Genomic DNA, 18,367 nt, shown 5'->3' on the forward strand with positions numbered 1-18,367 from the left:
CCCGCGTTCACCGGGCGTCGCACCTGCTGGATGCATCACATGTGGCCGCGGCATCGCCGCGCGCCCAGCATTCTCAACGGAAATCGTTCTTCCACTGACGCAACGCGGCAAATACCGCCACCGGATCATCCGCGTCGATACCGGCATGGCGTGCCACGGCATGCGTCACATTGGCGTCATCCGATCGCATGAAGGGATTGGTCGCGCGCTCATGGCCAACGGTAGTGGGTACAGTCGAGCGGCCCTCGGCCCGCAACGCCGTTACCTCATCCTCCCAGGCTGCCAAGTCGGCGTTGCCAGGTTCGACTGCACGCGCAAAGCGCACATTCGATGCAGTGTATTCATGCGCGCAGTAGACACGCGTATCGGGGGCCAGCGCCGCCAGCTTGGCCAGCGACGCGCGCATCTGCGCAGGCGTACCCTCGAAAAGCCGGCCGCAACCGGTGGCGAAGAGTGTATCGCCACAAAACAGGCTCGCCGATGCGGCATTACCCTGAAGGTGCCCTACATAGGCGACGTGACCACTGGTGTGGCCGGGCACATCGATCACCCGGAATTTGGCGGCCGGCTGCATGAGCGTCACGACATCGCCTTCACGCACGGCCTGCGTGCGGCCCGGAATCGATTCACCCGCCGGGCCGATGACCGGCAGCGGCACACCCTCGGGATTCTCCGGATACGCCGCGAGCAGTTCGCGCACGCCGCCGACGTGATCGCCATGATGATGTGTGATTACAATGGCACCGAGCGCGAGCCCGCGTTCCTTCAGGAAGCGCAGCACCGGTTGCGCGTCGCCCGGATCGACGACCGCCGCCACCCGACCATCGTGTAGTGCCCAAATATAATTGTCGGCAAACGCAGCGATCGCCTCGACCTCAAGCGCTACACCACGCGGCACACCACCCTGGACCATGTCCGACTCCTCTAACGATCGTCGCATTATAGATTGGCACCACTGGCTCGCTTCGCCGCCTGGGCAATACGTCCTGCGCTGGGAACAGGCCCAGTTCGATCGCACGGTGGCCGACATGTTCGGCTATCACGCGCTGCAGCTCGGCCACCCTGGTTTTGGGGCGCTGCGCGAGAACCGCATCCCGCTGATCGCGCGTGTGGTGGACGACATCGATCCGACGGCCCCCACTGAAACGCTCGACCCGATGGACGGCGATCCCGCCGAATCCGCCGATGCGGCCGAGGCAGAGCCCGACACCAGCACGGCCCAGCGCCAGGCCACACCACGCGTCATCTGCCGCTATGACGAACTGCCCTTCGCTTCGCAGAGCATCGACCTCGTCGCGCTGCCCCACGTGCTGGAGTTCACGGATGACCCGCATGAAGTGCTGCGCGAAGTGGCGCGCGTGCTGATGCCCGAGGGGCGTCTGGTCATCACCGGCTTCAACCCACTGAGCCTGTGGGGCATGCGCCAGGGCATGCGCCGCCTGGGCACGGAATCGTTTCTGCCTGCGCAAAGCCAGATGATTGCGTTCACGCGCCTGAAAGACTGGCTCAAGCTGCTCGGATTTGATATCGTGCGCGGCCGTTTCGGCTGCTACTGCCCGCCTAATCGCTCCGACAAATGGCTGCAGCGCACCGCCTTCATGGAAAAGGCCGGCGACCGCTGGTGGCCGATCTTCGGCGCGGTTTACATGCTGCAGGCTGTCAAGCGCGTGCGCACCATGCGCCTGGTCGGTCCGGCATGGAAGACGCGTAAGTCGCCGTCGCTGGTGCCGGCCGGTACGCCGGTCGCGACGCCTTCGGGCTCGCATTCGACCAAGGCGCCGTCGGCCACAGCGCGTGACGGCAAATCGGGCGCCTGATCGCGCCCGTTCCACTCACTGATCACCCATCGTTTTCTCAATGCAGGAAGTCACCGTCTATTCCGATGGCGCATGCAAAGGCAACCCCGGCCTTGGCGGCTGGGGCACCGTGCTCGTCTCGGGCAGCCACGAAAAAGAACTCTTTGGCGGCGAAGCGCTGACCACCAACAACCGCATGGAGCTGATGGCCGTGATCGAGGCGTTCCGTGCGCTCAAGCGGCCGTGTCGGGTGCAGGTGTACACCGATTCGCAATACGTGCAGAAAGGCATCAGCGAATGGTTGGCTGGCTGGAAAGCGCGCGGCTGGAAGACGGCCGACAAGAAGCCGGTCAAGAACGACGACCTCTGGCGCACGCTCGACGAACTCGTCACCGGCCATGACGTGAGCTGGCATTGGGTCAAGGGCCATGCCGGCCACCCCGGCAACGAGCGCGCCGATGCGCTGGCCAACAAAGGCGTGGAGATGGCGCGCCAGGCAAGCGCCTGACGCGCCCCGGGCGCTCCCTCACTTGCCCGCGCAGCGCTGCGTGGGGATCTGCGGCGCGTTTGCGGCGGTGGTCGTGACGTATTGCGGCTTGCCGTCCTGCGCATAAACCAGCCGCAGCGGGCCGCGCTTGGAAAGACCATCGTCGATATCGGCCTGCAACAGGCCTGTCTGCGCCCATAAATCACCACCGATGCTGCGCTTCTGCATCATGACGGGGCGATTTGTGCCCGGCTCCCAGTTGGCTTGGCGCTCGGGCACGTAGCGGTTGGGCAGCGTGCCGTAGGCGTAAAGCTGATTCAGCGTGTCAGCCAGGTAGCGCCCGGCTTGATCGTTGAACGTCGGCAGATCCTGGTTTCCGAGTTCGCTGCGGATGCGCTGCGCCTCCGCCGTGCAGCTTGGCGCGACATTGTCGGCCGCGCGGGCGTAGGACACGCCGATCGCCACGGCTGCGGCGGCAAGCCAGGTCAGCACGCGATACAGGCGGCGCGGACGGGTGGTTGGAATCACGGACATCGGTTCGGTATGCATGCGAGCTTCTCCGGTGAAATAACGTGGTAGTGACTCAGGACAGGAACAACTTGCGTTCGGCCTGACGACGCTTCGTCAGCCCCTTGAGCGGCTTGCCGCCTGCCTTGTCCCACAGCAGGAACTGGTTGGCCGCGCCGGCGTAATCGCCGGCGTTGAGCTTGCGCAGCAGCGTTGACGAGCGCAGCCGCCCCGCTCCCAGGTTGAAGACGAAGGACGCCAGCGCGTCGAACTGACCCTGCGTGATCGACACGCGCACGGCCTTGGCAATGCCTTGCTCGGTGTCGGCGAGGTCCTTGCGCAGCAGCGCTTCGGCCTGCTGCTGCGAGATCGGCCCGTTGAAGGTCTCGCCGGGCCGAATCAGGTGGCCATAGCCGATCGTCGGTTTGCCAACCGCATCCAGATACGTCGACAGACGCAGTCCTTCCGACTCCTTGATCAGCGCAAGGCCTCGCTCGCCGGTGGTGCGCGGGTTGTGCTCAGTGCTCATCGCTCTTCTCCTGGGGCGTGCTGGTGTTATCGCGGCCATCGGAGCCGCCGGCATTCGACTGCACGGGCCTTGGCACCAGCCGATTCGTGTATTCGTCAATCAGCCGCATCACGGCTTCTGGCGGCTGCAGCGCCGTGAACTTCATCTCGATGTCGATGTGCTCGCTGTCGCGGCCCGTATCCCGTTTGGAATGCGGTGCAAGCGAGACGTAGAACCGGCCAACGCCGCCCGCGGCTGCACCGTGTAAAGGCAGGGCCTCGGCGATGTCGCTGCGCACGGTCATGTTCACCGTCATTTCATCGAGCGCGATGCCGCGCGGCATCGCCAGCGAGACCAGCGGCAGCGCCAGCCGGTGCTGACTGTCGAGCGCGAGCTCCACCTCGCGGGCGACCAGCGTGCCGCTCTCGTCGGCATCGAAAAACTGGTCGAGCAGCGCGGTGTATTGCTGCGCAAGCATCTGGTTGGCAGACGCGGCGGCGTGCTGCATGCCGCGCGTGATGTCGTCGAGCGTCAAGCCATTCAAGCCCGGATGACCGTGGCTGTTGCTGCCACCACCGGTGCCACCGCCCGGCGGCGACGAACCTGGCGGCGGCGCAGGCGCATCGGACGCAGTCTCTGGAAACGGCGCTGCATCGGAAGGCCCAGCGGGCTGCGCTGACACAGGTGATGCTGGGGGCGCGCTGGTGGGCGGCGCTGGCGGTGTGGCGGGCGCTGACGACGCACGGTCATCATCACGCCCGCGGCGGCTGAAGAGATTGAACATGGTGTCGGGTCGGTCGGATCGATCAGATCAATAGGCGGCGCGCGCCAAGCGCGCACCGATCAGGACACCGGCCGTGGGGAGGCCGGCCGGCATCCATCACCGTGGCGGCTTAGGGATTGGCCGGCGCCGGGGCCGGCGCGTTGCCGCCAGCGGGCGCCTTTTCGCCGATCATCGTGCCGTCGGTCGGCGTGGCGGGCAGCGGCTTGACGTCGTTCTCCTTGCCCTTGACGACCACCGGCTTGGTTGCCGCGTCAGTCAAGAACTCCATCACGCGCATCAGCGCTTCCGGCGGGTTCTGACGCTTGACCTGGGTGTGGAAGGAGTACTTGGCACGCGTGTCGGTGCTGCGGGTCTGCTCCGACTTATGCGAGGCGCGGCCCGAGACCGAGACGCTGAACGGGCCCCAGCCGAGCTTGGCCTGGAACGACCCTTCTGCCTCGGTGCTGGACGACGATTTCTCCGACTGCGAAATCTCCAGCTCGAAATCGATCGTGCCTTCCTCGATGGCGATCACCGGATGCACGACCGCGCACAGCAACGGAATGCGCATCGTCTTCTGGATCGTGCCCTGCGACACGCCCTTCTCGTCGACGATGGTTTCGTCGTAGTCAAATTGCACCGCAACGGCTTTGCCGTTCTGAATACACACCTGCAGCAGAAAATCCGCATAGGATTTTGCCGCCGAGGTTTGCGCTGCGATCATCGCCTGCAGCGGCGCAGAGATCATCTTGTCGATCGGCAGCGCATTGATAACCGATCCGATAAGTCCGTTGTCCATTTAAAACTCCTCACATTGAATTATTTGGACGCACAGGTTTGTGTGCCCGAATCCAAAGTAAGAGTTTTTCCTGCGGGGTTCGATGCCTCGAAAGTCCCAGCCAAGGCCACGGAACAGCGGCCCAGTACCTGACGATAGGCTGCCCGTGACTTTCGGCACTGAACTTCCGTTTCAATGCATCCGGATCGATCCCGCTCTACAAAATAATCGGTTTCACCGAAAACAATTAACTGAAGTACGAGGGGTCGATGAATATTCTGGTAATCGATAGCTTGCCGCTTTTTGCGGCAGGTGTGTCCAATGTATTGAATGCACTCGACGCGCAGGGTGTGTTTATCGATACTCACTACGCCGTGCAAATCGGGCCGGCTTGCCGGCAAGCCGAACCCAGTGCTGTCGTGATGGAATGGAGCGCACAGGACGACGACGCACGGCAGCGCCTGTCGGAGTTGAAAGCGGTGTTGCCGGAAGTGCCCGTGCTGCTGACGGTGCAAGCTGTCGGCCGGCATGTGGTGGGCGACGCGCTACGCTTCGGCGCGGCCGGCGTGGTCGACCGGCAAGCCACGGCCGACGTTCTGCTCGAAGCCCTGCTGCGCATTACCTCAGGCGCGGTCTACTTGCCGCCCATCAGTAATCTGTTTCCAGACGATCCGCGCCAAAGTTCAGGAGAAAGCCCGGCCGAACTCTGGCGCCGACTCACGCCGCGGCAACATGAGGTGCTGCAACTGCTTGCAGAGGGCAAGTCCAACAAGCAGATTTGTCGCGTGCTCAACGTAGCTGAAGGCACCATCAAAAACCATCTGTACGCGCTGTTCCGGCAAATTGGCGTCAACAACCGGACCGAGGCCGCGCTCTGGCTCTCGCGCTGCAAGGCGAGCCTTGTCCGCCTGCAGATGTGTGCGATGTAGCGCCGCGACGCGCACCTGCCCGTGGCCTCCGGTGCATTTTCGGACGTCACGGGCCTGGAGGTTCACCGCTGGGCGAAAACACTAGACTGACCACGTTGCATTCGCGCGACCACGCCATACACTGATTGGAAGGCGGCGCACGGTGCATCGCCGTTTTTTCATGGAGGCCGCCCATGGAAATCATCGAGTTCCACACCAGCCCGCCACGCTATTGCGCCGCGGATCTCACGCTCACCTGCACCGCCAGCGTCGACGGCACTCCGGCGTGCTATGCGGTGACCGCAGAAGCGCTCGAAGAACATTTCGGCGCCCGCTCGTGGCGGCAGGAGGACCTGCTGCAAGCCATGGAAAGCCACCGCGGCACCATTGAAGACATGGCGCGCTCGCTGTTCAAGCTGACCGACTCGCACAACATCGTGCTGCGTAGCGGCCATTTCCGCTTCGGGATGTAGTTGCGCAGTGAGCAGCATGGCCGACATCTACGTCTGCAGCGAATAAAAAGAAGGCCAGCGCAAAGCTGGCCTTGTGGAAGCAGGCGCCTGCTAGTCAGGTTTGCACTCGTGCTTCATCTCGCGTCGCCCGTCTTCGTAGACTACCTCCAGCCGGCACGTAAAGCCCCATAGGCGTACGACGTGCCGCAGCATCTCTTCGTAGTTCGGCCCAAGCGGGCGGCGGCTGCTCTGCAAATGGCGCAGCGTCAATGAGCGATCTCCGCCCACGTCTACGTTGGTCACCTGGATGTTGGGCTCGATGTTGGACAAGTCGTATTGCCCTGCCAACAACTCGCGGATCTTGCGATAGCCATCGTCGTCATGGATGGCGGTGACGCGCAGCTTGGCGTCGCGGTCATCGTCGAGCACGGAAAACAGCTTCAATTCGCGGATCACGCGCGGCGAGAGGAACTGCAGCAGGAAGCTCTCGTCCTTGAAGTTGCGCATGGCGAAGTCGAGTGTCTTCTGCCAATCGCTGCCGGCAATCTCGGGCGCCCAGCGGTAGTCCTCTTCTTCCGGCGATTCGCAAATGCGCCGGATGTCCTGGAACATCAGAAAGCCCAGCGTGTAAGGGTTCAGGCCGCTGTAGTACGGGCTATTGAACGGCGGCTGATAGATCACGTTGGTATGCGCCTGAAGCAGCTCGAGCATGAACGCATCGTTGACGAGTTTTTCGTCGTACAGCTTGTGCAGGATGGTGTAGTGCCAGAAGGTGGCCCAGCCTTCGTTCATCACCTTGGTCTGGCGCTGCGGATAAAAGTACTGCGCGATCTTGCGCACGATGCGCACGATTTCTCGTTGCCACGGCTGCAACTTGGGCGCGTTCTTCTCGATGAAGTACAGCAGGTTCTCTTCCGGCTCGGGCGGAAACTGCGGATCAGGCTCCGGCACGTCGTCGGCCGTCGCCAGCACGCGTGCCCGGTGCGTGGGCAGCGTACGCCACAGGTCGTTCACCTGCGCTTCAAGGTATTTCTCGCGCTCCGCCTGGCGGGCCTGCTCTTCGTTGATCGACAGCTTCTTGGGCCGCCGATAGCGATCGACCCCGTAGTTCTGCAACGCATGGCAGGAGTCGAGCAGCAGTTCCACCTCCTGCTCGCCGTAGCGCTGCTCGCATTCGGCCACGTAGTTCTTGGCGAAGAGCAAGTAATCGACGATGGCGTCAGCGTTCGTCCACGTCCGGAACAGGTAATTGCCCTTGAAGAAGGAGTTGTGGCCGTAGCAGGCATGCGCGATGGTCAGCGCCTGCATCGGCATCGTGTTCTCCTCCATCAGATAAGCGATGCAGGGGTTCGAGTTGATGACGATCTCGTACGCCAGCCCCATGAGGCCGCGCTGGTAGCCGCGCTCCGAAGCAAGGAAGTGCTTGCCGTATGACCAATGGTTGTAGCCCAGCGGCAAGCCCGACGACGCATACGCATCGAGCATCTGCTCGGCGGTGATGATCTCGATCTGGTTCGGATAGGTGTCCAGGCCGAACTCTGCGGCAATCTGGGCGATGCTTTGGTCGTAGCGCCTGATCAGCTCGAAGGTCCATTCCGAGCCCGTAGATAGGTAGGCCATGCTCGTTCCCGTTGGTCTATCACACAGGGTCACAGGTGGCGTGCTCGCCATGGCACACGCTGTCTCTGCCCGGCGGCAGTGCCCAGCTGGGAGCAGCTCCTGCGGCCCGATCAGCGATCAGGCTGCGCGCTTCTGAAACAGCTCGTGCAGCACCGGATAGATTTCGTCCGCCTTGAGAATGCGCTGCATCGCGAAGTTCTCGTGCCCAGCCTTCAACGTAAGATACTCCTCCCACAGGTTCTGCGGCTCCGTCGAAACCACCTCAACATAGGCGTAATACTGGGTGAGCGGCAGGATCGACTCGCGCAGGATCTTCGCGCACAGCTCTGAGTCCCCAGCCCAGTTATCGCCATCCGAAGCCTGCGCGCAATAGATGTTCCATTGGCTTGGCGAATAACGCTCCTGAATCACTTCCGCCATCAGTTTGAGTGCACTCGACACAACAGTGCCGCCCGACTCGCGTGAGTGGAAAAAATCCTCCTCATCCACCTCCTTGGCCACGGTGTGGTGGCGGATGAAGACGACGTCGATGCGTTCGTAGTTCCGCTTCAGGAATAGATAGAGCAGCATGAAGAAACGCTTGGCCAAGTCCTTGCGCGATTCATCCATCGAGCCGGAGACGTCCATCACGCAGAACATCACCGCCTGCGCCTGCGGACGCTTGCGCAGCACGCGGTTGTTGTAGCGTAGGTCGAGCTTTTCGATGAACGGCACGCGATCCAGGCAAGAGCGCAGATGGCGCATCTCCTTCATCAGCTCTTGCGCACGCACGCTGTATGGGCCGTCGTTTTCCAGCTCCTCGTTGTACTCGCCTTCCAGCTCATGCAGGCGGCGCTGATACGGGCTGGACAATGCAATGCGGCGACCGAGCGAGCTGCGCATCGTCCGCAGAATCGACAGATTGGACGGCGTGCCATCGAGCGAGAAGCCCGCACGCACCTTGCGCACCTCCGCGATCTTGGCAAGGCTGCGCTTGGCAAGGTCGGGCAACGCCATGTCTTCGAAAAAGAAGTTCAGGAAGTCCTCGCGCGAGAGCGTGAAGATGAAATCATCTTCGCCCTCGCCCGAGTCGCTGGCTTGCGAACCGGAGCCGCCGCTGCCCTGCTGCGGGCGGTCGAAGCTGTCTCCGCGAATGAACTCTTTGTTGCCCGGGTGAACGCCTTCTCGGCGCCCGCCCGAGCCGTGGTGGAACATGGGCTCGGAGATGTCCTTGACCGGAATGGACACCTGCCCGCTCTGCTCGATGTCCATGATCTTGCGACCGGTCACCGCTTTGGCCACCGCGCGGCGGATCTGGTCTCGGTAACGCTTGATGAAGCGTTGCTTGTTGACGGTGCTTTTGCCGCCACCGTTCTCCCGCCGATCAATGATCGTGCCCATGTGACTGCCCTCGATTGGAAGTTCGCTGGGTGTCTTTGCCCTCTCCTTACCTCCTTAAGATGACTTCCTGACGCGCAGGTACCACTCCACCAGCAAGCGCACCTGCTTCTGGGTATAGCCCTTCTCCACCATGCGGTTGACGAAGTTCTCGTGCTTCTCCTTGTCGTCGTGCGACGACTTGGCATTGAACGAGATCACGGGCAGCAGATCCTCCGTGGTCGAGAACATCCGCTTCTCGATCACCGCGCGCAGCTTCTCGTAGCTGGTCCAGACGGGATTCTTCCCCCCATTCCTGGCCCGCGCCCGCAGCACGAAATTGACGATCTCGTTGCGGAAGTCCTTCGGGTTGGAAATGCCCGCCGGTTTTTCCACCTTCTCCAGCTCATCGTTCAACGCGCTGCGGTCGAGAATTTCGCCAGTGTTCGGGTCGCGATATTCCTGATCCTGAATCCACAGGTCGGCAAACACCACGTAGCGGTCGAAGATGTTCTGCCCGTACTCCGAATAGGATTCCAGATACGAGGTTTGAATCTCCTTGCCGATGAACTCCACGTACGGCGACGTGAGGTATTCCTTGATATAGGACATCAGCTTGGATTCGGTCTCCGGCGGAAACTGCTCGCGCTCGATCTGCTGTTCGAGCACATACAGCAAGTGCACCGGGTTGGCCGCCACCTCCGTCCCATCGAAGTTGAACACCTTCGAGAGCACCTTGAAGGCAAAGCGCGTCGACAACCCCGTCATGCCCTCGTCGATGCCGGCAAAGTCGCGGTACTCCTGATACGACTTGGCTTTCGGGTCGACATCTTTCAGGCTCTCGCCGTCGTACACACGCATCTTCGAGAAGATGTTGGAATTCTCGGGCTCCTTGATGCGTGTGAGCACCGCGAACTGGGCCATCATCTTCAGCGTGTTCGGCGCGCACGGCGCTGCGGCCAACGAGCTGTTGCGCAGCAGCTTGTCGTAGATCTTCACCTCGTCCGACACGCGCAGGCAATACGGCACCTTGACGATGTAAATACGATCAAGGAACGCCTCGTTGTTGCGATCGGACTTGAAGCTCTGCCACTCCGCCTCGTTCGAGTGCGCCAGGATGACGCCGTCGAACGGGATCGCGCCAAAGCCTTCCGTGCCCTTGTAGTTGCCTTCCTGCGTGGCCGTCAGCAACGGGTGCAACACCTTGATCGGCGCCTTGAACATCTCGACAAATTCGAGCAAGCCACGGTTGGCCAGGCACAGCCCGCCCGAATACGAATACGCATCCGGATCGTCTTGGGGATAGTCCTCCAACTTGCGGATGTCGACCTTGCCCACCAGAGACGAAATGTCCTGATTGTTTTCGTCGCCCGGCTCCGTCTTGGAAATCGCAATCTGCGACAGCACCGAAGGATGCAGCTTCACCACGCGGAAGCGCGTAATGTCACCGTTGAACTCATGCAGCCGCTTGACCGCCCAAGGCGAGGCAATCGTGTTCAGATAGCGCCTCGGGATGCCGTAATCCTCCTCCAGAATCTTGCCGTCTTCGTCGGGAGAGAACAGCCCGAGCGGGGACTCGTGAATGGGCGAGCCCTTGAGCGCGTAGATGGGAATCTGTTCCATCAGCGCCTTCAACTTCTCGGCAAGCGAGGATTTGCCACCGCCCGGAGGCCCGAGCAGATAAAGGATCTGTTTGCGCTCTTCAAGACCTTGCGCGGCATGCTTGAAGAAGGAAACGATCTGCTCGATCGTGTCCTCCATGCCGTAGAACTCCCGGAAGGCCGGATAGATCTTGATGACCTTGTTGAAGAACAATCGTGACAGCCGAGGATCGTGGTGAGTGTCCACCAGTTCGGGCTGACCGATTGCGGTGAGCATGCGCTCGGCGGCAGTCGCATAGGCGGTCGAGTCTTTTTTGCAGATATCCAGATACTCCTGGATGCTGTACTCGTCCTCTTTGCGAGCTTCAAAACGCGTTGCGTAGTGGCGGAAAATATCCATATCTCCCCCGTAGATTTCTTCCCTACTCCACACCAACAAGCGAGAGCCAGGCTAGTTCTTGCGTGCGTTGCTGATTCCACTGTAGACGAATCACCGATGATCACAAGAACGGTTGAGAGCCTGGAACGGTGCACAACCGTTGCAATTGCGTTAGCGCTCGACAGCATGAAGTGCTAAACGGACCTTGCACGATGCATCAACACGCGTGCACCACGACGATCGGCTACCTCCAGCACAGCAGAAAGCGTACCCATGCCACCTGCCCGCGCTCGCAGGTTGGTACGTAACCGATCTGCGCGAGTTCCCGCGCGCACGCTGAATCCAGGAGGGGGATATCCCTGCGTTTTCGTGGCTCGCCAACTTTGGTATCGCGCATGGTGCGCACCAGCGACGCGACGCTTGTAGCGGCAGCTTTCTCCCTGAGACGCAACAAAGCATTGCGCAAAGCATGAGGCGAAATACTTTTATCGCCCGGCATGCGCTCGCAGCTCGAAGGGGGAAAGACTGAAACAGATCGACCGAAAGTGTCTCTTTTTTGCGCCAGATGGAAACTTGGCCGGACGCGACGAGGAGGCGGTCTGAAAAGCCGCGCACGGAGAGCGCGGACAAAGAAAAAGGCCCTCGGCGTTTGCCTGAGGGCCTTTTAAGCGATTTCTCGCCAGTTTGGTGGGTGGTACAGGGATTGAACCTGTGACCCCTGCCGTGTGAATCAGAAACAAGCCCTAGAACTGACTACTTTGCTGCCGTGACCTTACTGGTAATTTGTTGATTCTTCAACACTTTCTCTTTGTGCAGTTACCGTCATTTTTTTTGAGTTGCGTGCCAGCAGTGCGCCAGTTCTACGCCGCAGGCGCCGGAGGACCATCAGTCCCGGCTCCCTCATGGGGCTCTTGCCAATCGCCCCAATCCTCAGTTGACGCCCCGACCACGCCTCGCTCTAGCCAGCTTTCCGCGCGGTCGTGCTCGACGAACTGAACTAACGCCTTGCAAGAAGCCACTGAACTCCTCAGCGGGAATAACCGAAGCATACTTTCTGGTGTCCGCACTCCCGAGACACGTAGCCTTTGTCTGAGCACCCAGAGACTTCCCAACGAAACAGCGGAAGGCAAAACCGCAAACCATAAACCCATGCAAATGCAGCACGCCAAGTCGCTCAGAAGTCGGAAACGTAGCCACCTGGTGCGCCACGGGGCTTAGCGCCGAGGACTCGACAAACGCCATGTTAAGAGCGGCCTTGGATGGGAAAGCTGCCCTCCCAAGCAAATACTCCCGGAACAGCGGCTCGTATGGTCCGAGCGAGCAACCCTGCCCCATCACGCTCGCTCGCCAAAAAACACTCGTAGCGAAATAGCACAGCGTAGAGGCCAACGGGTTGCTTAGCTCAATGACTTGGCCTAGCGGCGTGTCGTGCCGGACAACATCCCTCAGAATCAGCGGGCCATCTCCTCCTCTAGCGAAGAGTCGCGCGACGGCATCTTCGTGCTGGCCGAAACGCTTCTCACAGCAGTCGCCTAAGAGCATCTGGGTAAATTGCTCACTAGTCTGTACCGCTGAGCCGTCCTCGATATAGATAGGATCCTGTCGACCTCCACTATTCTCCTGCAACCGTCGGTATACCCACTTTGGGATCAGATGGCTCTCCCGAAGGACGGCGTGTTCGCCGCACAGACCACACTGCTGAGGATAGCTCTGAGGTGACACGTTCGCATCCTGAGAAATGCTGTTGGACTGCTTGCCAGGGAGGCATTGAAGCAGAGCTTCTGGTGACGTTAGCTCCCTAAGGCTTGGTAAGCACTATACCGACCGCTGCAGCCGGCTGAGTAGTTCCTCTGTCATTTCAGCGGCATGTCTAGCTCTTTGCTCGCGCAGATTGATGAACTCCGTTAGGTCGTCCCCCTCGACGAGAATTTGGTCGCTATCACTGGAGTCACCCATCCTACGCTGATCGGAACCGCGCTCGGGCCTTCTAATCCGTTGCGGATAGGGGCTGTACGGCAGGTCACCATCGCAGACAAGAATCAACCGGTCGAGCAGTAAAGGGTGGTAAGGAGGGTAGAGCGCATCCCAATAGTCATGCTCCCCGACCCACGGCGGACATTCGGGACGATCCCACTCTTCGGCGGTAGCTTGCATGGATTTTCGTGAATCTGACACTTCGAACCAGCCAAGCCACTCTTCAGCATCCATCACTTGTCCACCAAGAGCGCGTATTTCCTCGATCCAAGTGTCGTACGTTCGTCGCGCCTCAAGATCATCACTAATTAGCTTGGGCGTTCCGCCCTTCCTTCCCCCCGATGCAAGAGGCAGGACACCGCGCTGCATCCGCTCCAATCCTCTACTGAAAATCTCATACGCACGATCCCTTCGCTCGAGAACATCAACGGCATGTTTTGCTCGAATCGCATCACGCAGTCCGAGTTCGAAGACATAGTCATCTGACAGCCAAGCATATTTCCACCCGTTCCGCACAACCTGGACGAGTTTCGCAGCCGGCAGCGCGCTCCGTTTCGGATTCAGCAGCTTCAGGAATCGGTCGCCGGTGGGCACAACGCCACTACTTTCGTGCGACATACACAGGCCCAGTTTCTCTTCCAGAACTGCAAGCCACTCCCGGCTGTTAGCTCTGATCTCCCACAGAATTTCGACGGTTGTAGCCTTAGCTAAAACCTTACCCTCAGCCCCCCCGGGTTGGAGTCCCATACAAACCTCGCTCAATTAGCCTCGTGCCAGTCGAATCGACGCTACTGAAAATTCGTTCATCCGTCAATCGACGAAGGACGAAGACATGCGTGCAAATTCGAGTGAAGGCAACACCGACTTCAGAGCCCTCTTCGCTAAGTTTGATCCTCTGGCGTTGATTAGCCCCACCGAGTTCGCGACGCTGCTCGGAATCACGACCAACGCCTTCTATCAACGCGATGGACGCGGGGAGTTCCCTAGAGCAGTGATTAGGAAGAACCGCTGCGTACGCTGGCGTGCCGTGGACGTTCGGGAATGGCTTCAGACGCTCGTGCCGCAAGAGCCTGCAAGGCGAGATGTCCCAGCGGCGGATTTCAACGCTCCGCGTCGCGGCCGCCCGCGCAAGTCGATTGACGTTATCGCTTGATGGTTCGTGTTCACCATGCACGACCTGTCTGCCCTCGATCAACCTGACAGCCAATCGGCTGCGACTGCAGAGGACCAGGTTGACGACTGCGTCGAGCCAGCGGCTGCGCGAGATACCTTGCGGAGACTCCAGACAGGCAACGTCCACTCGAAACACGACCGGCACCTGTCCCAGCGACACGTAACGCTGCGGAATGATCTCGTGGCGGCCTCTCACGGTCTCAAAACGTTAGCCGAGCAGCGGGTCGTAAAGTCCTGCGCAGCCAAGCTGGACTCCGTCCGCCTAGACCAAGGCCGCTACCGCATCACCCTGGCTGCGAACGAATACGCGGAAACGTTCGGTCTCGACCCAAACACCGCCTACGAGCAGTTGAAGGAAGTCTCCAATTCGCTGCTTGAGCGCGTGATCCGTCGCGAGGAACAAACGAAGCGGGGTCTCAAAGTACACAAGGATCATTGGGTCAGCGGCATCACGTACCACGAGGGTGAGGCATGGCTGGAACTGCGCTTCAGCCATGAAGCGACGCCCTATCTCACGATGCTCCGCGGCAATCACACCACGTATCTACTCAAGCAAGCTGCGCGTCTCCGGTCCGTCTACTCATGGCGACTCTTGGAGATGTTGATGCAGTACAAGGACACCGGTTGGAAACAGGTCTCTGTGGAGGCTTTCGCAACTGCCATGGATGCAAAAACGAGCCACACAACAAATTTCAAAGACCTACGCCGATGGATCATCGAGCCAGCAGTCAAAGAACTGACGGAGAAAGACGGTTGGCTGATCTCTTGGAGAGCGATCAAGGCTGGGCGCAAGGTCACCGCCTTGCGCTTTGAATTCCAGCGAGACCCTCAGACGCGCATGGAACTTTGACGCCTGTGGACAACGCCCGCCTTTTCTCCCATTTGAGCTGTGGATATCGCCCGGCTCTTCTCCCCCTCGCTCGGCATCTCTCCCATTTCGCCCGGCTCCCCTCCCAATACCTCCCCGCAGATCCTTACCGGGCCTCAGTTTCAACGTATACAAACGGATATAAACGTTTAACAAACTGCCGGGGAGATGTTGTGCTGTCGGAACCTCGGCCACCATGGCGTTACCGCAATTGGTTGAGCAGCTCTCACACGCGAGCTAGCCAGCGTGATCTCGCCCCACGGGCTGTGGGGGATGTTCGAAGCCAACACGATGGTGTGCCTCCAGCGCAGCACGTCTGCGAAAAGTTAGGCGATGCGTCGGTTTGTCGAGATATCGCATTCAAACGTTCAAAGGAGAAAAGAAGATGATGCGAAGCTCGAAGATCCCGCTGCTGGCTTTGATGCTCTTGGTAGAGCGAGGTGCTCTGGCTGCGCCGGCACTCTGCTCTCCCGGATATCAGGACTCGACTTGTGTATCTCCGATTCAACATGGGGCGATTCCTCCGCCTGTTTGCCCGGCGGGCTACACGCAGACGAACCCGCCCGTCTGGATGGGATCGGCTTGGAGTGCGCCCGGATGCCAACCGCCATCGCCGCCACCAGTTCCAGTAGTGTCTGCGGCACCTTTTGTGGTTTCGATTGGCTATGGCTGCCCAGGATGGACCATCTACAGCTACTCAGACGGCTCAGTGCAGCGGGTGTGGGACCCCGACAACCCTGACAATGTGCTGGTGCAAGGCGGTGCCTGCAGCGATCGCGGCTAACTACATGCAGAGCCGAATCGCCCCTCCGCTTCGCTCCGGGCCGCCGCTCTCCCCGGCTACGCCGGGTCCCCGTGCGGCTCGATCCGGGCGCGACGGCGCGCGCGGATGCCGACTCGTTAAGCTATCGCTGATTGCTTGCAGGAAGAAGGGTTGGGAATGGCCTTCTCCCTCTGCTTGGGCAAGCCGCCTCGCGGCGCGTCAGCCCCGAAGGGGGTGGCCGCGAGGAGCCGGTGCGGCAACCGCGGGACCGCCGCCAATGGCGGCGGCTGTCCACGGCCTTGCGCTGTGGGCAGCGCGGTTGTCCACGGGCGGACGCGGGAAGCACGGCACGCCATGCCAACCGATGGGTGCAAACCGCTCCCCCACGGTCTGGCGAACCCAACGTGCGCGGATACCAATCACACCAGCACACCACCCATCAGCAGCCGTGCATGTCGATTTCATCGCGCAGAAATCCAGTATCGGTCCCTTGTCCGGACAGCATGTCGGACAAGGGGGGGCTGGCTGACTTTGGGTGTCAATTCCGACATGCGCAGACATGGCGAATTGGCACCCAAAGGCAGTCAGCCCCACACCCCTCAGGGGTCGGGATGCATCGCATCCCGGGGGTGGTTTTGAGCCGCGTTCGAACCACCGAGAAATCGATCCAGTAGACGGCGAACGAACCGTCAGACACCAACCCAACTACCGAGACCACTCAGATGGGGAAGGCAAAAAAATCCGCACTCAAGTTGCTGCCACCAGACTGGCGGGAAACCATGTTCGATCGCGCATCCCAACTGGACTGGCGCGAATCGCGGCCGCAGCTACTACCCGCGCTAGCCCTACTGCGCGTGATCGGCTGCCGGCCGACCGAGATCGAGCGAGGGGTGCGCATCCTATATCGCAACGGCGCGATCCTAATCGCTGTGTCGGGAGCCAAATGCAGCGAAGAAAGAGGGATCCGCACGAGGGTATACAAGTTCGAAATTGGGCCGCCCCCAGATACCCACCCTGCCCTGCAGACGCTGCGTGAGTTTGCCGAGCAAAATGGGACGGATGGCGAGGCTTGGGTGACCCACAAGGCCGATTACCTCTACAACTCCGTGATTGCCCTAGGCAAAGCCGTCTTTCCAAAGCTTCGAACACGTGTGAGCCCGTACTGCTTTCGCCACCAAGTTGCGTCGGATTTGAAGGCAGATCCTGACGTGCCCCTCGAGGAGGCTGCGATGTTCATGGGGCACCTGTCGGACTACTCGATTGGCCGGTACGGCCGCGCGGTTCATGGAAAGAGTGGGCGCGAGAGAGTCAAGCCGCTCGCGGTCAAGGCATCCCGGGAAGTGAAACACTCGCCCAAAGTCGACAAGTTGGCTCGCTTCAAGATCGCCAGTGCAAACCGGCGGAAGTTGAAGCCAAGCTAAGGGGCCGCCGTGCGCGGCGCCATAGATGCGTCAATGTTGCGTCGATTTCGACGACATTCGCGGCGCGCTTGGATCTCTTGCCCCCGCAGATGCGTCAAAACTGCGTCGATTTACGCTCTCCCCACCGCAGCAGCGACTACAGATGCGTCGTTTTTGACGCATTACTGACAGCGAGGAGACGCTAGGACCCGTCTGGCGGATACCTTTCAGGTCGACTGCTGGTCTCGACTGGCATCGCAGACCGTTGCGCCCGAGTCCAGCCCATAGATCTGGGACAGGATCTCTGCGACCAGTTCAATGGTACCCAGCACTTCGTTCGTCAACATCGATGAGCCATGAGCCAACTCGTTCCGCAAACTAGGAAGGCTCTTTCGCAATATCGTCACCAAATCCCAGCTCTGATCATCCGGAGTGATGTTGAGCGGCTGCCTCTCGTCGACCTCCACGCTTTCGAGTTGCTGGTCGAGCATAGCTTGGAAAATCTCCATCGATCGACGCTGCCGCGCGCGGACTTCTGCGGTCTGATGCCAGCGACGGAAGCCTTCATTTCGGACGAGACCCTGGTCTATCGCATAAGCCAGCAGACCAGCCAGCATCGGCTGCTGCTGCCATGAACGCTGATATCGCTCGGGAAGTCTTTCGGGAAGCCGCTCTCTAAGCCCAAACTCCAGTGAGAATAGCGCCTGGCTTTGAGCCACGGGGAAGAAACGGTACACATGCCATGCATAGAGGTAGAGATTACGAGCCGTCTCGAACTGGATGGCCACAGCCTCCGGCACGCCAGTGGCGAGCTGAATAGCCTCGATATCGCGGTGATGAGCAGCCAAGGACGGCGAAGTCTGCCCTGCGAACATCGTCGTGCGCGGGTCAGGCTCTGCCGCGCCATCAGGGCTCCGCAAGCTTTCGGCCGTATTCAAGATCATCGATTTCATGACAGGTACTTGCGAGGCTGCCCTTCGGGCGTTGGCAATGTTCTTCAGCAGCCGGGCGGCCCCGTCGACAGCCAATCTGTC

17 protein-coding genes are annotated in these 18,367 nt (G+C 60.5%); 7 read left to right on the forward strand and 10 right to left on the reverse strand.

Annotated features, from left to right (window positions below):
- Positions 1-73 precede the first annotated feature (73 nt).
- Positions 74-913 (reverse strand): hydroxyacylglutathione hydrolase, encoded by an 840-nt coding sequence (gene gloB / locus NKG59_RS19085; RefSeq protein WP_253539936.1) that lies wholly within the window; start codon positions 911-913, stop codon positions 74-76.
- Between gloB and NKG59_RS19090 the strand changes: the two genes are divergently transcribed.
- Together NKG59_RS19090 and rnhA are read left to right on the forward strand one after the other, a co-directional pair.
- Positions 912-1,817 (forward strand): class I SAM-dependent methyltransferase, encoded by a 906-nt coding sequence (locus tag NKG59_RS19090; RefSeq protein WP_253539937.1) that lies wholly within the window; start codon positions 912-914, stop codon positions 1,815-1,817. The two genes, gloB and NKG59_RS19090, sit on opposite strands and share 2 nt — an antisense overlap.
- 40 nt (positions 1,818-1,857) lie before the next feature.
- A complete protein-coding gene (gene rnhA / locus NKG59_RS19095; RefSeq protein WP_045203243.1) occupies positions 1,858-2,304 on the forward strand; it encodes a ribonuclease HI in 447 nt (148 codons plus the stop codon).
- An 18-nt stretch (positions 2,305-2,322) separates the two neighbouring features.
- Here the strand turns inward: rnhA and NKG59_RS19100 are convergent, their stop codons facing one another.
- From NKG59_RS19100 to NKG59_RS19115, 4 genes are all read right to left on the reverse strand, one after another.
- A complete protein-coding gene (locus NKG59_RS19100; protein ID WP_045203244.1) occupies positions 2,323-2,832 on the reverse strand; it encodes a hypothetical protein in 510 nt (169 codons plus the stop codon).
- 34 nt (positions 2,833-2,866) lie between these two features.
- Positions 2,867-3,319: a lysozyme gene (locus tag NKG59_RS19105; RefSeq protein WP_012762196.1), complete on the reverse strand. Its 453-nt coding sequence runs from the start codon at positions 3,317-3,319 to the stop codon at positions 2,867-2,869.
- Entirely contained in the window at positions 3,309-4,082 is a 774-nt protein-coding gene (locus tag NKG59_RS19110) for a DUF2589 domain-containing protein (protein ID WP_253539939.1), read from the reverse strand. The genes NKG59_RS19105 and NKG59_RS19110 overlap by 11 nt, the downstream gene beginning before the upstream one ends.
- A gap of 109 nt (positions 4,083-4,191) precedes the next feature.
- Positions 4,192-4,860 (reverse strand): DUF2589 domain-containing protein, encoded by a 669-nt coding sequence (locus NKG59_RS19115; RefSeq protein ID WP_024975421.1) that lies wholly within the window; start codon positions 4,858-4,860, stop codon positions 4,192-4,194.
- A 248-nt stretch (positions 4,861-5,108) separates the two neighbouring features.
- Between NKG59_RS19115 and NKG59_RS19120 the strand changes: the two genes are divergently transcribed.
- Together NKG59_RS19120 and NKG59_RS19125 are read left to right on the forward strand one after the other, a co-directional pair.
- Positions 5,109-5,768, forward strand: a complete 660-nt coding sequence (locus NKG59_RS19120; protein ID WP_045203246.1) for a response regulator transcription factor — start codon at positions 5,109-5,111, stop codon at positions 5,766-5,768.
- A 173-nt stretch (positions 5,769-5,941) separates the two neighbouring features.
- The gene (locus tag NKG59_RS19125) at positions 5,942-6,220 is read left to right on the forward strand and encodes a DUF1488 family protein (RefSeq protein WP_045203247.1); all 279 of its coding nucleotides are present in this window, start codon (positions 5,942-5,944) and stop codon (positions 6,218-6,220) included.
- A gap of 90 nt (positions 6,221-6,310) precedes the next feature.
- Here the strand turns inward: NKG59_RS19125 and NKG59_RS19130 are convergent, their stop codons facing one another.
- The 4 genes from NKG59_RS19130 to NKG59_RS19145 form a co-directional block, all read right to left on the reverse strand.
- The gene (locus tag NKG59_RS19130; RefSeq protein ID WP_045203248.1) at positions 6,311-7,819 is read right to left on the reverse strand and encodes a SpoVR family protein; all 1,509 of its coding nucleotides are present in this window, start codon (positions 7,817-7,819) and stop codon (positions 6,311-6,313) included.
- A gap of 117 nt (positions 7,820-7,936) precedes the next feature.
- Positions 7,937-9,199 carry a YeaH/YhbH family protein gene (locus tag NKG59_RS19135; protein ID WP_024975417.1) on the reverse strand — a complete coding sequence of 421 codons (1,263 nt, stop codon included), beginning with the start codon at positions 9,197-9,199 and terminating at the stop codon, positions 7,937-7,939.
- A 54-nt stretch (positions 9,200-9,253) separates the two neighbouring features.
- Positions 9,254-11,176: a PrkA family serine protein kinase gene (locus NKG59_RS19140; RefSeq protein WP_253539941.1), complete on the reverse strand. Its 1,923-nt coding sequence runs from the start codon at positions 11,174-11,176 to the stop codon at positions 9,254-9,256.
- 1,794 nt (positions 11,177-12,970) lie between these two features.
- The gene (locus NKG59_RS19145) at positions 12,971-13,876 is read right to left on the reverse strand and encodes a hypothetical protein (protein ID WP_253539943.1); all 906 of its coding nucleotides are present in this window, start codon (positions 13,874-13,876) and stop codon (positions 12,971-12,973) included.
- Positions 13,877-13,961: 85 nt separating this feature from the next.
- Between NKG59_RS19145 and NKG59_RS19150 the strand changes: the two genes are divergently transcribed.
- The 3 genes from NKG59_RS19150 (at position 13,962) to NKG59_RS19160 (ending at position 17,354) form a co-directional block, all read left to right on the forward strand.
- The gene (locus NKG59_RS19150) at positions 13,962-14,282 is read left to right on the forward strand and encodes a helix-turn-helix transcriptional regulator (RefSeq protein ID WP_253539945.1); all 321 of its coding nucleotides are present in this window, start codon (positions 13,962-13,964) and stop codon (positions 14,280-14,282) included.
- Between the two features lie 15 nt (positions 14,283-14,297).
- Complete coding sequence (locus tag NKG59_RS19155) at positions 14,298-15,152, forward strand: replication initiation protein (protein ID WP_253539947.1); 855 nt, start codon at positions 14,298-14,300, stop codon at positions 15,150-15,152.
- Positions 15,153-16,712: 1,560 nt separating this feature from the next.
- Positions 16,713-17,354 carry a site-specific integrase gene (locus tag NKG59_RS19160; RefSeq protein WP_253539949.1) on the forward strand — a complete coding sequence of 214 codons (642 nt, stop codon included), beginning with the start codon at positions 16,713-16,715 and terminating at the stop codon, positions 17,352-17,354.
- A 206-nt stretch (positions 17,355-17,560) separates the two neighbouring features.
- On the opposite strand, the gene NKG59_RS19165 is transcribed toward NKG59_RS19160, so the two are convergent.
- The gene (locus tag NKG59_RS19165; RefSeq protein ID WP_253539951.1) at positions 17,561-18,286 is read right to left on the reverse strand and encodes a hypothetical protein; all 726 of its coding nucleotides are present in this window, start codon (positions 18,284-18,286) and stop codon (positions 17,561-17,563) included.
- Positions 18,287-18,367 lie beyond the last annotated feature (81 nt).

The organism is Ralstonia chuxiongensis (genome assembly GCF_024158925.1).
Taxonomy (GTDB): Bacteria; Pseudomonadota; Gammaproteobacteria; order Burkholderiales; family Burkholderiaceae; genus Ralstonia; species Ralstonia chuxiongensis.

Coding starts and splice junctions, on each gene's coding strand:
- NKG59_RS19110 (WP_253539939.1), bottom strand. CDS start 4,082: ATGTTCAATCTCTTCAGCCGCCGCGGGCGTGATGATGACCGTGCGTCG.
- NKG59_RS19135 (WP_024975417.1), bottom strand. CDS start 9,199: ATGGGCACGATCATTGATCGGCGGGAGAACGGTGGCGGCAAAAGCACC.
- NKG59_RS19165 (WP_253539951.1), bottom strand. CDS start 18,286: ATGAAATCGATGATCTTGAATACGGCCGAAAGCTTGCGGAGCCCTGAT.
- NKG59_RS19120 (WP_045203246.1), top strand. CDS start 5,109: ATGAATATTCTGGTAATCGATAGCTTGCCGCTTTTTGCGGCAGGTGTG.
- NKG59_RS19100 (WP_045203244.1), bottom strand. CDS start 2,832: ATGCATACCGAACCGATGTCCGTGATTCCAACCACCCGTCCGCGCCGC.
- NKG59_RS19130 (WP_045203248.1), bottom strand. CDS start 7,819: ATGGCCTACCTATCTACGGGCTCGGAATGGACCTTCGAGCTGATCAGG.
- NKG59_RS19145 (WP_253539943.1), bottom strand. CDS start 13,876: ATGGGACTCCAACCCGGGGGGGCTGAGGGTAAGGTTTTAGCTAAGGCT.
- NKG59_RS19125 (WP_045203247.1), top strand. CDS start 5,942: ATGGAAATCATCGAGTTCCACACCAGCCCGCCACGCTATTGCGCCGCG.
- NKG59_RS19160 (WP_253539949.1), top strand. CDS start 16,713: ATGTTCGATCGCGCATCCCAACTGGACTGGCGCGAATCGCGGCCGCAG.
- NKG59_RS19155 (WP_253539947.1), top strand. CDS start 14,298: ATGCACGACCTGTCTGCCCTCGATCAACCTGACAGCCAATCGGCTGCG.
- NKG59_RS19140 (WP_253539941.1), bottom strand. CDS start 11,176: ATGGATATTTTCCGCCACTACGCAACGCGTTTTGAAGCTCGCAAAGAG.
- rnhA (WP_045203243.1), top strand. CDS start 1,858: ATGCAGGAAGTCACCGTCTATTCCGATGGCGCATGCAAAGGCAACCCC.
- NKG59_RS19115 (WP_024975421.1), bottom strand. CDS start 4,860: ATGGACAACGGACTTATCGGATCGGTTATCAATGCGCTGCCGATCGAC.
- NKG59_RS19150 (WP_253539945.1), top strand. CDS start 13,962: ATGCGTGCAAATTCGAGTGAAGGCAACACCGACTTCAGAGCCCTCTTC.
- NKG59_RS19105 (WP_012762196.1), bottom strand. CDS start 3,319: ATGAGCACTGAGCACAACCCGCGCACCACCGGCGAGCGAGGCCTTGCG.
- gloB (WP_253539936.1), bottom strand. CDS start 913: ATGGTCCAGGGTGGTGTGCCGCGTGGTGTAGCGCTTGAGGTCGAGGCG.
- NKG59_RS19090 (WP_253539937.1), top strand. CDS start 912: ATGTCCGACTCCTCTAACGATCGTCGCATTATAGATTGGCACCACTGG.